This is a genomic window from Hymenobacter cavernae (assembly GCF_014641455.1).
GTDB classification, from domain to species: domain Bacteria; phylum Bacteroidota; class Bacteroidia; order Cytophagales; family Hymenobacteraceae; genus Hymenobacter; species Hymenobacter cavernae.
In genome coordinates this window covers 15,117-29,903 of sequence record NZ_BMHT01000004.1, presented here as the reverse complement: position 1 = coordinate 29,903, position 14,787 = coordinate 15,117, and the positions used below count along the sequence as shown (strand labels likewise).

General features: G+C 62.7%; 3 protein-coding genes. All 3 read left to right on the top strand.

Annotated features, from left to right (window positions below):
- A partial coding sequence (locus IEX74_RS11445) for an Ig-like domain-containing protein (RefSeq protein ID WP_188814139.1) occupies positions 1-4,872 on the top strand: 4,872 nt, incomplete at its 5' end.
- Between the two features lie 223 nt (positions 4,873-5,095).
- Complete coding sequence (locus tag IEX74_RS11440; RefSeq protein WP_188814138.1) at positions 5,096-11,242, top strand: FG-GAP-like repeat-containing protein; 6,147 nt, start codon at positions 5,096-5,098, stop codon at positions 11,240-11,242.
- Between the two features lie 159 nt (positions 11,243-11,401).
- Positions 11,402-14,770, top strand: coding sequence for an FG-GAP-like repeat-containing protein (locus IEX74_RS11435; protein WP_188814137.1), 3,369 nt, complete (start codon positions 11,402-11,404; stop codon positions 14,768-14,770).
- Positions 14,771-14,787: the final 17 nt, after the last annotated feature.

Here is a 14,787-nt window from a genome sequence, read left to right as displayed (position 1 = left end):
TTCAGCACGCTCACTCCTACCAAGAGCGGCACCATCACCGCTCCACTGCTCACCCCGGCTCAGCGCGACTATGGCTATGCCATGCAGTTCAGCGGCTACGTGACGGTGCCCACCGACGGGCAGTACACCTTCTACACCAACTCCGATGATGGCTCGCGCCTGTACATCGGCTCCACGTTGGTGGTCGACAATGACGGCCTACACGGCGACCGGGAGATTGCCAGCACCATCGGTCTGAAAGCTGGTACCCACGCCATAACCGTAGCTTTCTTCCAGGATGCCGGCGGTCAGAACCTACAGGTAAGCTACGCCGGACCTGGCCTGACCAAGCAAGTAATTCCGGCGTCAGCCTACAAGCGCGTTTCGGCAACTGGGGTGAACAATCAGATGCCGGTAGCCAATGCCGGCGCGGCCCAGACGATTACGCTGCCCACCAACTCGGTGACGCTCAGCGGCGCGGCTTCCACCGACGCCGACGGCACCATCAACTCCTATCTCTGGAGCCAGGTGAGCGGACCGAGCACCGCCAGCTTCAGCAGCGCCAGCGCAGCCGCGCCGGTGGTTAGTGGCCTGGTGGCCGGCACCTACGTGTTCAACCTGGTCGTGACCGACAACCTAGGTGCGCTCAGCAACCCCGCGCAAGTGAGTATTACGGTGAATGCCAACAACACGCTGCGCACGCCGGAAAACCCAACCGGCACGATAGCGGGCCTCAACTACAAATACTACGAAGGTTTCTGGGACATGATGCCGGCGTTTGCCTCGCTCACCCCGAACAAAACCGGTACTTCTACCGCCTTCGAGCTGACTGCGCAACAGCGTGACTACGCCTTTGCTTTCCAGTTTACGGGCTACGTAACGGTGCCTACCGACGGGCAGTATACCTTCTACACCAACTCCGACGACGGCTCGATGCTCTACATCGGCTCGACGCTGGTGGTGAACAACGACGGTGCGCACGGCGACCGGGAGATTGCCAGCACCATCGGTCTGAAAGCCGGTACCCACGCCCTTACCGTGGCTTATCTGCAAGGCTACGGCGGCCAGAACCTGCAAGTGAGCTATGCCGGTCCCAACATCGCCAAACAGCTTATTCCAGTTTCAGCGCTGAAACGCACGTCGGGGGCAGCCAACCAGGCGCCGGTAGCCAATGCCGGTGTAAACCAGACGATTACGTTGCCAACCACCTCAGTAACCCTGAACGGCTCGGCTTCGGCGGATACGGACGGCGGCACCATTGCCACCTACCTCTGGGCGCAAGTGAGCGGCCCGAACACGCCCACGTTCAGCAACAAAACCGTGGCGCAGCCTGTCGTTAGCGGTTTGGCGGCCGGCACCTACGTGTTCAGCCTGGTCGTGACCGACAACCTAGGTCTGCAAAGCACGCCGGCCCAGGTGACGGTGACGGTGAATGCCAGCGCCTGTCAGCTTGCCGCGCCCACCGTCACGACACCGCTGGCTTATTGCCAGGGTGCTACCGCTACGCCACTCAGCACGAGCATAACCCCGGCCAATGGCGCCACCCTGACTATCTACCAGGCCGCCACTGGCAGCACGGCTTTAGCCAGCACCTTCGCGCCGGCTACTACAGATGTGGGCAGCACCATGTACTACGTCTCGCAAACGTTGGGCGCCTGCGAAAGCCCCCGCGTAGCTGTCGTGGTAAACGTGACAGCCAGCCCGGCCGCTCCGACTGTGACTAGCCCACTGGCTTACTGCCAAGGCGCTACGGCCGCGGCCCTGAGCAGCAGCGTGACTGCCTCCACTGGTGCGACGCTGAAAATCTACTCCGTGGCTACCGGCGGCACGGCTCTGGCTAACACGTTCGTGCCCAGCACCACAGCCCTGGGAAGCACTACCTACTATGTAGCGCAAACCCTAGGTTCCTGCGAAAGCCCCCGCACCCCGCTGGTCGTAAACGTGACGACAACCGCCAGCGTACCGACCGTTGCTACGCCTGTAACCTACTGTCAGGGTGCAACAGCAGCCGCGTTGAGCGCGAGCGTTACCATAGCTGCCGGCAACACGCTGAAGATCTACACCGCCACGACGGGCACTGCCACGGTAGCTAACACCTTCGTGCCGGCTACCACCACTGTAGGTAGCACTACCTATTATGTGTCCCAGACTTCTGGTACATGTGAAAGCGCCCGTACGCCCTTGGTGGTCAACGTAACCGCCAGCCCGGCCGCTCCGACTGTCGCTGGCCCGGTGACCTACTGCCAAGGTGCTACGGCCGCGGCCCTGAGCAGCAGCGTGACTGCCTCCACTGGTGCCACCGTGAAGCTTTACACAGTAGCTACGGGTGGTACGGCGCTAGCCAGCACGTTTGTGCCCCCGACTGCTACTGTGGGCAGCACCACGTACTACGTCTCGCAAACCCTGGGTACGTGCGAAAGCCCCCGCGTAGCGCTGGCCGTGAACGTGACAGCCAGCCCAGCCGCACCGACCGTTGCTACCCCTGTAACCTACTGCCAGGGTTCGGCTGCTAGCCCACTGAGCGCCAACATTACGCTGGCTACCGGCGCGACGCTGAAAATCTACACCACTGCAACGGGCACGACTACGGTTGCCAACACCTTCGTGCCAGCTACTACGGCCGTGGGCAGCACTACGTACTATGTGGCGCAAACCCTGGGCACCTGCGAAAGCGCTCGTACGCCTTTGGTAGTGAGCGTGACCAGCAGCTTACCGGCCCCGGCGGTTGTTACGCCCGTGGCTTATTGCCAGGGTGCAGCAGCCAGCCCATTGAGCGCCAGCGTGACTTTAGCAACCGGCGCGACGCTGAAAATCTACACGGCCGCAACGGGCGGAACGGCCTTGGCCAGCACGTTTGCACCTAGCACCACAGCGCTGGGCAGCACTACCTACTACGTGTCGCAAGCCTCGGGTACCTGCGAAAGCGCGCGGGTTGCACTGGTCGTGAATGTAACGGCTAGCCTAGCTGCGCCAACGGTGACTACTCCGGTGACGTATTGCCAGGGCTCTACGGCTAATCCGCTGAGCGCGAACGTAACGTTAGCGGCCGGCAACACACTGAAGATCTATTCAGTAGCAACGGGCGGCACGGCGCTGGCCAGCACCTTCGTGCCGGCTACTACAGCGGTAGGCAGCACTACCTATTATGTGGCGCAGGCATCGGGCACTTGCGAGAGTGCACGGGTTGCGTTAGTAGTAAACGTGACAGCCAGCCCGGCTGCTCCGACTGTGACTAGCCCACTGGCTTACTGCCAAGGCGCTACGGCCGCGGCCCTGAGCAGCAGCGTGACGCTGGCCACCGGCGCGACGCTGAAAATCTACTCCGTGGCTACCGGCGGCACGGCCCTGGCTAACACGTTCGTGCCCAGCACCACAGCCCTGGGAAGCACTACCTACTATGTAGCGCAAACCCTAGGTTCCTGCGAAAGCCCCCGCACCCCGCTCGTGGTTACCATCACCTCGGCACCGGGCACGCCCAACATTGCCACTGCCGTAACGTACTGCGTCGGCACGCAATCGAGCGCCCTGACCACCACCGTGACGGCGCCCGGCAGCACGCAGAGCGGCACCCCGACGTTGCCTAGTGCCCTACGCACGTACACGACAGCCACGGGCGGCACGGCCTTACCGGCTACCTTCCAGCCTTCCACCGCTGCCGTGGGCACCACTACCTACTACGTGTCGCAAGCGGCAGGCTCCTGCGAAAGCGCCCGCATCGCCGTGACGGTGAACGTGGTGAACAGCATCCCGGCGCCGGTTGTGGTGCCGCCCGCTGGGGTTGACCAAAACAACATCGCGGCCTGGGGCGACTCCTTCACTGATGCCCAGTACGGCTACTACCCGCAGACGCTCTCCACGCTCAGCGGCTACAGCGTAGCCAACCTAGGTATCGGGGGGCAAACCTCCGTGCAGATCAAGGACCGCATGCTGGCCGATACCGGCAAGCGCACCTGGCCCACCATCATCTGGGCCGGCCGCAACGACTCCGACCAGGGCGAGCAGGTGAAAGCCAGCATTGCCGCCATGGTGGCCGCGCTGCCGCACAAAGAATACGTGGTGGTGTCCGTGTACAACGGCGCGGGCGAGAGTCCCGGCACGTACGGCTACGAACACGTCAAATCACTGAATGAGGACTTAGCCACCATCTACGGCAGCCACTTCCTGAACATTCGGCCGTACACGGTGTCGCAGTACAATCGCAATGATCCGCAGGACGTGGCTGACTTCAACCAGGATACGCCTCCGACTTCGCTACGCAGCGACTTCCTGCACCCGAACAAGGCAGGCTGCGCTATCATCGCCAACTACATTTATGCACACATCAACCAGCTGTTCAGCGTGAACTACTGCGTGGGCGCTACTTCCAGCGCCCTGAGCACCAACGTAACGATGCTGAGCGGCGCCACGCTGAAAGTGTACACCACCGCCACCGGTGGCACGGCCCTGGCTGCTGACTTCCGCCCCGCTACCACAACCGTAGGCAGCACCACCTACTATGTGTCGCAGGTGCTGAACGGCTGCGAAAGCGCCCGTACGCCCATCACGGTGAACATCAATAGCTGCGGCAGCACCGCTACAGCCTCTGCCACTTCAACCAGCCGCATGGCCGTGGCCGCCGCGCCAACTGTTTCGGTGAAGACCTTCGACGTGTATCCGAATCCGTTCTCGCGGAAGGCTACCATCGACTTCAGCCTCACGCAGCAGCAGAGCTACACGCTGGAGCTGTACGACTCGTTTGGCCGGCAAGTCCAGCAGATTGCATCGGGCGTAGCCAATGCCGATCAGGTTTACAGCTACCAGATTGCCGGCACTACGCTGCGGGAAGGCCTGTATGTGGTCCGCCTCACGGCCGGCAAAGCCAGCAAAACCTTCACCATTACGTTGAGCAAGTAAACTGCCCGGCTTCCACTTCTAAAAAGCGCCGACCTACCTAGGTCGGCGCTTTTTTTATCAGGCTTCAGGAAAAATCATTGTCGTACTACTTTCAATGCAATGTTATTATAACAATATAAATGTGCTTTTTACCCAGGTTACCAGTATGTTTAGGACGCTTTCCCACAGACGTTTACCACTCTTCCGCTAATCCGAAGCGGTACTCACCCTTTACCCTCCATCCATGCCTAAATTAGCTACACGTTCCTGGTTTTCACCTTTTGCGACGCTCGGGCTACCCCGGCGCGCACGGGTGGGACTGCTATTGCTGCTAGGTAGTAGCACGGCGCAGGCCCAGGCGCCCACCATCACGGCCTTGTCGCCGGGGCGCAACGCACCTGCCGCCCCGCGCACGAGCAACGTAGCGGCCACCTTCAGCCAGCCCTTGAGCAACTCGGCCGCCACCCTAGGTTCCGTGAAGGTGTTCAGCCAGCAGGCCGGCGGCCAGAAGGCGGGCACGGCTACGGTGAGCGGCAATACGCTCAGCTTCAACCCTAGCTCCGACTTCAAGGCGGGCGAGACAGTGTTTGCCACCATCACCGCAGCGGCGCAGAGCAGCGGCGGCATTAGCCTGGCCAAGCCTCAGGTCTTTCAGTTTACGGCAGCTACGGCACCGGCACCAGCCACCTTCAGCGGCCAGAGTGCGGCCGTCGCCAGCTCACCGGACGACGTGGTGACGGGCGACCTGGACGGCGACGGCGACCTCGACTTCATCACCATTGATTATAGCGCCAGCAGCAATAATGTAAGTATCCGCCTCAACAACGGCAGTGGGGTTTTCGCGGGCGGTCCGAACCTGAGCGTGGGCTCCGACGCATACAAAGCGGCGCTCGGCGACGTGGATGCCGACGGCGACCTGGACCTGCTTATCTCCTACTTCCGGACGGCGGGCATCGTGAGTGTGCGCCTGAACGACGGCAACGCCAACTTCAGCCTGAAGCAGGAAGTGAGCGTCGGCTCTTCTGCCCTAGACCTAGCTCTGGGCGACGTGGATGGCGACGGCGACCTGGATTTGCTCACCGCCAACTATGACAACCAAGCCGGTGTAGCCAGTGTGCGCCTGAACGATGGCACCGGCACTTTTGGGGGCAGCAGTGAGGTGAGCGTCGGTTTTTTTGCTTCTGATCTGGTCGTTGGGGACATCGATAATGATGGCGACCTGGACTTACTTATCAATGCGACGAGCCGGCTGCCTGGCAGCAACCCCTACCAGGTAGCCGTGCGCCTGAACAACGGCACGGGCAGCTTATCGGGCACCCAAACCCTGAACCTACCCCACTCCGCCGACGACATGGTGCTGGGCGACGCAGACGGCGACGGCGACTTGGACCTGGTGACCCTGGGTCCGGTTACCGAAACTACGGGCGCCGCTACCGTGAGCTTCAACAATGGCGCGGGTTCCTTTAGCAATGGGCCGGATGTGACCGTCGGCAATGGCAGCAGCCTGGCCCTGGGCGATATGGACGGCGACGGCGACCTGGACCTTCTGGCCGCTAATGCCAACGCCAACACCGTGAGCCTGCGGCGGAACAACGGCAGTGGCCTCTTTAGCGGCAGCCAGGATATACCGGCCGGTGGCTATGCGCGCACACTTACGACCGGCGACTTGGACAACGACGGTGACCTGGATTTTCTCACGACCAGCGACGGGGTAATAGCCGTGCGCCTGAACCAGGGCGCTCCTACCATTACGGGCCTGTCGGCTAGTAGCGGCGTGGCAGGAGCCAGCATCACCATCGCGGGCACCAACCTGGCGGGCACCACCAGCGTGACATTTGGCGGGGTGGCCGCTACTAATTTCGTGGTGACTTCCGCCACCCAACTTACCGTCACCGTGCCGGCGGGTGCGCTTTCGGGCCCGGTGATAGTAACAACTTTGGTGGGCAGCAGTAACAGCGTTTCCTTCACCGTGACGCAGAACCTGGCCGTGACGAGCGTTTCGCCGGCGCGCAACGCGCGCTCGGCGCCGCGCCGCGGGCCGGTAACCGTTACCCTGAATCAACCGCTGAGCAACAACGCCAGCACCCTAGGTTCGCTGAAGGTGTTCAGCCAGCAGGCCGGGGGGCGCAAGGTGGGCGCAACTACCGTGAGTGGCAACACGCTCAGCTTCGTACCGACGACCGAGTTCAAGGCGGGCGAAACGGTGCAGGCCACCCTGACTGGGGCGGCGCAAAGTACCGGCGGCGGCGCAGCCACGCCGCATGTGTTTCAGTTCACGACGGCCACCAGTCCGAGCACGGGCGTGTTCGGGGGTGGCTCGGAGGTTTCAGTAGGCGGCAATCCTTTCGCAGTAAGTAATAGCTTAGCGACCGGCGACGTTGATGGGGATGGTGATCTGGATTTCGTGGCAGCGAACGGCCTTATCAATACCGTGAGCGTACGGCTAAACAACGGAGCGGGTAGCTTTAGCGGCAGCCAGGAAGTAGCCGTGGGTAATATCCCGCTCAACGTAGCCCTGGGCGACCTAGATAGCGATGGCGACCTGGATTTATTGGTGGTCAACCAGGGTACGGCAGCCAGCAACTTCGCCGGCTCGGTCAGCATTCGCCTGAACAACGGCACAGGCAGCTTCAGCGGCAGCCAGGAAGTGCTGGTTGGCCGGGCGCCTTATGATGTGACCTTAGGCGATGTAGACGGTGACGGCGACCTGGACTTTGTAAGCCCTAACGGCAGTTCCTCAGTGAGCGTGCGCCTGAATGACGGCAACGGCACCTTCACTAGCGGCTCGGAAGTGCCTGTCGGGTCCTTTTCGTATACTACCGCCCTGACCGATGTAGACAACGATGGCGACCTGGATTTACTAGCCGCTAGCTACAGTGGTTCTATATTGAGTGTCCGCTTGAACAATGGCAACGGCACCTTCACGGGTAATCAGAACGTGTCGGCAGGCGGTAGCCCCAATGGCCTTGCCGTGGGCGACATAGATGGTGACGGGGATGTGGATTTGTTGACGACCAGCTACCTTGAGTTCAGGGGTGTGGATATACGCCTCAATGATGGCGCGGGTAACTTCAGCGGCACGCAACGGCTACCCTTGCCGGATGGGGCAACCAGCCTTAGTTTATCCGATGTGGATGGTGACGGCGACCTGGATTTACTGGCGCTAAACTACCGCCCCCTCCAAAGCCTAAGCGTCCGTTTGAATAATGGCCTGGGCAGTTTTAGTGGCAGCCAACAGGTAGCCTTCCCCGTTAGTACACAAGGGCTTAAAGTTGGCGATTTAGATAATGATGGCGACCTGGATTTACTGGTGCGGTCCGATAACAGCAACACCGTCAGCGTGCGCCTGAACGGCGCTACTACCCTGCTGCCCACGGCCCTCTTCCCGACCCGCAACGCCCGCTCAGCCCCGCGCAACACCGATGTGGCCGTGACCTTCAACCAACCGCTGCTTAACAACCCCGCCACGCAAGGCGCGCTGAAAGTCTTTGGGCAGCAAAGCGGCCTGAAGGCTGGCCCTGCTGCGGTGAGCAGCAACACCCTGACCCTGAACCCAAACACCGACTTCAGGCCCGGCGAAAAAGTATGGGCGACGCTCACCACGGGCGTGCAAAGCAGCACCAGCAACCTGCCCGCCGCACAGGTCTTTCAGTTCACCGCCGCCGCGGCCCCCGGTTCGGGCGCCTTCATCGGGGGTTCTGACGCGGAAGCCAGCAACAGCAGCCGGCTGGCCATAGGCGACCTGGACGGCGACGGCGACCTCGACTACGTAACCTACAGCGGTGCCGTACGCCTGAACGACGGCACCGGGCTGTACACCAACGGCCAGCAAATCAGCATCTTCGGTCCGCGCAACGTGGCTCTGGCCGACATCGACAGCGACGGCGACCTGGATGCGCTGTTTAGCATTAACACCGGCCTAGGTTTTGTGCTGGTGCGCCTGAACAACGGCGCGGCCACCTTCTCGGGCACCCAGCAGGTATCGGTCGGCTTTGAGCCGTACGGTCTGGCCCTGGGTGATATCGACGGCGACGGCGACCTGGACCTGCTCACGGCCAACGGCAGCAGCGCCAGTGTGAGCGTCCGGCTCAACAATGGCCTGGGCACTTTCTCCGGCACGGGCTCGGTAGCGGTGGGCACCCAGCCGACCAGCCTGGTCGTGGGCGACCTGGATAATGACGGCGACCTGGATTTGCTCGCGGGCAACGTGGGCACCAACACCGTGGCGGTGCGCTTCAACGATGGGCTAGGTTCCTTCAGCGGCAGCCAGAGCGTGACGGTAGGTTTTAACCCAAACAACCTGGCCCTCGGCGATGTGGATGGTGACGGCGACCTCGACTTTGTGACTTCCAACTACAACACCTACGTGAACGGGCAGCGCGCCAACGGCAACGTGAGCGTCGTGCTGAACGATGGCTTCGGCAGCTTCGGCGAAAGCCAGCAGGTGGCCCTGGGCGGCACCCCGCTCGACGTGACGCTGGGGGATATTGACGGCGACGGCGACCTAGACCTGGCGACGGCTAACGGCGGCAGCACCCTAGGTGCGACGGCCAGCGTTCGCCTGAACAACGGCCTAGGTTCCTTCAGCGGCTCGCAGGAAGTGAGCGTCAGCCTCCAGCCCGGCAGCGTGGTGCTGGCCGACACCGACGGCGACGGCGACCTGGACCTGCTCACGGGCGGCACCAACAACGCCAGCGTGCGCCTGAACCAATCGACCAGCGCGCTGCTGGCCGTTACGGCAGTTTTGCCGGCGCGCAATGCGCCGGCCGCGCCGCGCACCGCACCTGTAGCCGTGACCTTCAACCAGGCGCTGAGCACCAGCGCCGCCAACCAGAACGCCATAAGCGTATTCGGCACGCAAGGTGGCGGCCGGAAAGCCGGCACTACGACCGTGGCAGGCAACACGCTCAGCTTCGCTCCTACGGCTGGCTTTAAGCCCGGCGAAACGATTTATGCCACGGTTACTTCGGCCGTTCGCAGCACCGGCAACCAGACTTTGCTGACGCCGCAGGTATTCCAGTTTACGGCGGCCACTGCCCCCAGCTCCGCTACATTCGGCGGTGGCTCGGAGCCACGTGTGGGCGTTAATCCGCAGGCAACTACGGTAGGTGACGTGGATGGCGACGGCGACCTGGATTTGCTCACGGTGAGCTACGAAACGGCCGGCTCGGTGAGCGTGCGCCTCAACAATGGACTGGGTTCGTTCAGCGCGGCGCAGGAAGTGGCCGTCGGCTACAATCCTTATTACCTGACCCTGGGCGACATGGACGGCGACGGCGACCTGGACCTGCTCACCGCCAACGCGGGCGGACCCAACGGCATCATCAGCATCGTTTTCAACAACGGCACGGGCCTTTTCACGCTTCTGTCGCAGATAAGCGTGGGCAATAATCCGCACACCCTAGCCGTAGGCGACATCGACGGCGACGGCGACCTGGATCTGCTGGCGGCCAATTACACCGCCGGCAACAGCACCACGAGCAGCACTATAAGCGTGCGCCTGAACAACGGCCGCGGTGTCTTCAGCCCCGCTCCCAACGTGAGCGTGGACACGCGCCCGGTGAGCCTGGCTCTGGGCGACGTGGACAACGACGGCGACCTGGATTTGCTGTCCGCCGGCTCCAACACCACCACAGTCAGCCTGCGCCTGAATGATGGCCGGGGCAGCTTTAGCGGCACCACCGAAATCAGCACCGCCTACAATCCGGAAGTAGTGACCCTAGGTGACGTCGACAACGACGGCGACCTGGACCTGGTCACGGCCCATGTGGTCAGCAACGTGGTCGTGGTGCGTCTTAACGATGAGAGCGGAGTTTTCAGCGGCACCGTACCCTTGGTAGTAGGGCTGCAAGCTCCGCGCGGCCTAGCCCTGGGCGACGCCGATGGCGACGGCGACCTGGACATCTTGGTGGCCAACAGCGGCAGCAACACCGTGAGCGTGCGCCTCAACAATGGCGCTGGCACCTTCGGCGGCAACTCGCAAGTGCCCGTGGGCAGCGCCCCCATCGGCCTGGCCATCGGCGACCTGGACGGCAACGGCACCCTCGACTTCGCGACCTGCAACAAAGGCACCAACACCGCCAGCGTGCGCCTGAACGCACCCAGCGCGGTGAAAGTGCTGACCTCGGCCCCGGCCAGCTTAGCGGCGCAAATAGAGCTATACCCGAACCCGGCGCACGAGTCCGTGCGCCTGCTGCTGTCCACCGAGCTGGTGCAGCAATCGGTGCAGCTCAGCGTGGTGAATACGCTGGGGCAAGTGGTGCTCACGCAACCGCTCAGCGCCCGGCAAACAGTGGCGGAATTGAACCTAGGTCACTTGTCGAAAGGCGTTTATAGCGTGTGTCTGCGTACCGCTTCAGGACTGATAACTAAGCGTTTGGTGATTGAATAACGCCGTTCCCAGACTGCTCAATCACGCTGAAGCGCAACAACAGAACGACCGGCCTAGCAATAGGTCCGGTCGTTCTAGCGCTGAGCGGTGCAGGGAAGCCGAATAACTTACTTAATCAATCAACTGCTTATCAACCGTTTTCACCCTATTTCTTTTCACATGCTTTCAGTTTTTACTTTGCCTTATCAGCCCGCCGACCTAGGTACCAGGCTTGCGCCCGCGCTACGCGCGGGACTATTTCTCGCCTTGCTGGGCAGCACTGCGGCCCAGGCCCAGGCGCCGGTCGTCACGAGCTTGGCCCCGGCCCGAAATGCGCTGGCGGCTCCGCGCGCGACGCCGGTAGCGGCCACCTTCTCGCAGCCGCTGAGCACCAATGCCGGCACCCTAGGTTCGCTCAAAGTGTTCAGCCAGCAGGCGGGCGGCCGGAATATGGGCACGACCAGCGTCAGCGGCAACACGCTCAGCTTCGCACCCACTACTCCTTTTAAGGCGGGTGAGAAGGTTTCGGCTACCGTCACAGCGGCGGCGCAGAGCAGCGGCGGGCAGAACCTGGCGAAGCCGCATGTGTTTCAATTTACCACGGCGGTTGCACCGGCCACGACTGTTTTTGCGGATCAGCAAACCAACCTGCTGGGCAGCACCACCACCTACCCGGCCCTGGGCGACGTAGACGGCGACGGCGACCTGGACGTGGTGAGTGCGGCCGGAATCCGCCTGAACAATGGCACTGGCACGTTTGGCGAAAGTCAGCCCCTGCCCACGCCGGCAGCCCGGGCGCTGGCCCTGGGCGACATCGACGGCGACGGCGACCTGGACCTGCTCACGGTGAATCCTAACGCGGCAGGCACCGTGAGCGTGCGCCTCAACAACGGCAGCGGCACCTACGGCGGCTCGCAGGAAGTGGAAGTCGGCAGCTTCCCGGCCCGCCTGAACCTAGGTGACCTGGATGGCGACGGCGACCTGGATTTTATCACCACCAACAACCCCGCCACCAGCGGCGCGGCCGGCTCGGTGAGTGTGCGTTTCAACAACGGCAGCGGCATCTTTGCGAGCGGGCAGGAAATTACGACCAGTGGGCAGGTGTCGACGGCCCTCGGTGACGTAGACAGCGACGGCGACCTGGATTTGCTTCTGGCCAGCTACAACAGCTCCGTGCGGGATGTGGTGCGCGTGCGCCTGAACGACGGTACGGGCACGTTTGGCAGCGGCCCGGAAGCGCCCATCGACGCGCAGGTTTATCAGGTGCTGCTGGAAGACATGGATGCCGACGGCGACCTGGATATGGTGGCGGCGCACATCGTCGTGCCGACCGGAATACCTAGCTCTATTGCGCAGGGCCGGATCATTTTGTACCGCAACAATGGCACCGGCAGCTTCGCCAGCGGCCAGGTTATTACCGGCACTTCTAACCCAGGCCTGATCAGCCTCGGCGACCTCGACGGCGACAAGGACCTGGACCTGCTGACCACCTACTCCGGCTTCCGCTTCGACCCGCCAACCGTGAGCGTGCACCTCAACACGGGCAGCGGCACGCTCCTGGAAGGCACCGAAATCTATAATCCGGGTCTTGGCAACACCGTGCTGGGCGACGTAGACAACGACGGCGACCTGGATTTTCTGACCAGCAGCATCTTCTTCAACCAGAACACGCCCACGCTCACCGGCGTGGCACCGGCCGCCGCCCCGGTGGGTGCCACCGTTGTGCTCACGGGCAAAGACCTGCGCCAGACTACGCGCCTGACACTCAACGGCATACCCGTACCTGGCTTTGCTATCAACTCCGACGCGCAGATTACGTTCACGGTGCCCACCTACGCCACCAGCGGCTTGCTGACGGTGGTTACGCCCGTGGGCACCGCCACCATTAACTTCGCCGTGGCACCGCCCGCGCTGGCGGTAGCCAGCACGCTGCCGGCGCGCAATGCCGTGGCAGCTCCGCGCACCACCGACCTAGGTGCCACGTTCTCGCAGCTCATCCGCAACAATGCCGCTACCCTAGGTTCGTTGAAAGTGTTCAGCCAGCAGGCGGGTGGCCTGAAGGCGGGGCAGGCGCTGGTGAGCAACAGCTTGCTGACCTTCAATCCGACCGTTGACTTCAAGGCGGGCGAAATGGTGTCGGCGACCGTTACGCGGGTCGTGGAAGGCCGCAACGACGAGCGGCTGGCGGCCGGGCAGGTGTTTCAGTTTACCACCGCCACGGTGCGCAGCGCGGCCGTGTTCAGCTCCAAGCCCGACGTGGCGCTGACCAACCCGTACACCGCGACCCTGGGCGACGTGGACAATGACGGCGACCTCGACCTGCTCACCACCGATAACCTGAGCGGCCAGATCAGCATCCGGGTGCGGCTGAATGCGGGCGACGGCACGTTTGTCAATGGCCAGGAAGTACGCTTTTCCGAAACCTCGTACGTGAACCAGACCACCACGATGCTGGGCGACCTCGACAACGACGGCGACCTGGACCTGCTCACCAGCAACGGCGTGTACCTGAACACGAACGGCGTATTCGGGAGCACGCCGCTGGGCGGCAGCGGCAACATGACCATGGGCGACGTGGATGGCGACGGCGACCTGGACCTGCTCGCCTCCTGGCTGACGGCGGTGACGGTGCCGGGCCCCATTACGAATACCTTCCGGACGGTTTTAGTGCGCCTGAACAACGGCAGCGGCACCTTCACCCAAACCCAGGAGTTTATTATTGGCAGCGACGGCAACAGCACCCCGCCCACTTTCCTGCTGCTGAAAGACATGAACAACGACGGCGCCCTGGACCTGCTCACGCCCAACAACGGCAATAACACCACCACGCTCCGCCTGAACAACGGCTTCGGCACCTTCGACCCCAACGGCCAGCAGCTAAGCCTGAGCAACGCCACGGTCGGCGACATAGACAAGGACGGCGACCTGGACCTGGTGGGCACCAGCGGCGGCACCCCCACCCTGCTCCTTAACGATGGCCGCGGCAACTTCAGCACCAGCCGCACCCTGAACCTAGGTTCCGGCTTCGCGCCTTCTACCCTCGGCGACCTAGATGGCGACGGCGACCTGGACCTGCTGGTGCTGAGCACCACGCAGGCGGGCCTTCGCCTGAACGACGGCTTGGGCAACTTCAGCGGCTCGCTGAACTTCTCCCTCAATGCCAGTCCGCGTGCCCTCGTCACCGGCGACCTAGACAGCGACGGCACCCTGGATTTCGTGACGGTCAGCTATAATCCGAACAACATCGGAGTGGCGAGCGTGCGCCTGAACAACCTGGTGCTGGCCGCGGCGCCGGCGCCGCTGGCCGGGCAGGTAAGCCTATACCCGAACCCCGCGCACGAGTCGGTGCGTCTGCTGCTGCCCACCGAGCTAGCCCGTCAAACCCTGCGGCTTAGCTTGGTGAATACCCTAGGGCAGGTGGTGCTGGAGCAAACCCTGGCGGCGCAGCCGACCACGGAGCTACGGCTGCCCCACCTGCCCGCTGGCGTCTACAACCTGCGCCTCGACACCGCTGAGGGCACCATCTCCAAACGCCTGCTGGTAGAATAACGACTGACGACCACTCA